The sequence below is a fragment of the Vreelandella vilamensis genome (genome assembly GCF_031451755.1).
In the GTDB taxonomy this organism is placed as follows: Bacteria; Pseudomonadota; Gammaproteobacteria; order Pseudomonadales; family Halomonadaceae; genus Vreelandella; species Vreelandella vilamensis.
Map to the genome: position 1 here is coordinate 1 of NZ_JARWAN010000059.1, position 1,117 is coordinate 1,117.

The following is a 1,117-nucleotide window of genomic DNA, read 5'->3' on the forward strand; positions in this document are numbered from 1 at the left end:
GAGGAAAGACATCACTCGCAGAAGAAGCACCGGCTAACTCCGTGCCAGCAGCCGCGGTAATACGGAGGGTGCAAGCGTTAATCGGAATTACTGGGCGTAAAGCGCGCGTAGGTGGCTTGATAAGCCGGTTGTGAAAGCCCTGGGCTCAACCTAGGAACGGCATCCGGAACTGTGAAGCTAGAGTGCAGGAGAGGAAGGTAGAATTCCCGGTGTAGCGGTGAAATGCGTAGAGATCGGGAGGAATACCAGTGGCGAAGGCGGCCTTCTGGACTGACACTGACACTGAGGTGCGAAAGCGTGGGTAGCAAACAGGATTAGATACCCTGGTAGTCCACGCCGTAAACGATGTCGACCAGCCGTTGGGTGCCTTGAGCACTTTGTGGCGAAGTTAACGCGATAAGTCGACCGCCTGGGGAGTACGGCCGCAAGGTTAAAACTCAAATGAATTGACGGGGGCCCGCACAAGCGGTGGAGCATGTGGTTTAATTCGATGCAACGCGAAGAACCTTACCTACCCTTGACATCCTGCGAACTTGGTAGAGATACCTTGGTGCCTTCGGGAACGCAGAGACAGGTGCTGCATGGCTGTCGTCAGCTCGTGTTGTGAAATGTTGGGTTAAGTCCCGTAACGAGCGCAACCCTTGTCCTTATTTGCCAGCGCGTAATGGCGGGAACTCTAAGGAGACTGCCGGTGACAAACCGGAGGAAGGTGGGGACGACGTCAAGTCATCATGGCCCATACGGGTAGGGCTACACACGTGCTACAATGGCCGGTACAAAGGGCGGCGAGCTCGCGAGAGTCAGCGAATCCCTTAAAGCCGGTCTCAGTCCGGATCGGAGTCTGCAACTCGACTCCGTGAAGTCGGAATCGCTAGTAATCGTGGATCAGAATGCCACGGTGAATACGTTCCCGGGCCTTGTACACACCGCCCGTCACACCATGGGAGTGGACTGCACCAGAAGTGGTTAGCCTAACGCAAGAGGGCGATCACCACGGTGTGGTTCATGACTGGGGTGAAGTCGTAACAAGGTAGCCGTAGGGGAACCTGCGGCTGGATCACCTCCTTAAACGATGCATCCCCCTCGCGGTAAGCGCTCACAATGAATTACCTGATCA

The 1,117-nt window shown here is 55.7% G+C and carries 1 rRNA gene; it reads left to right on the plus strand.

The annotated features are described in order from the left end of the window. Window positions 1-1,068, plus strand: a 16S ribosomal RNA gene (locus QC823_RS16115); the annotation flags it as partial. Window positions 1,069-1,117 lie beyond the last annotated feature (49 nt).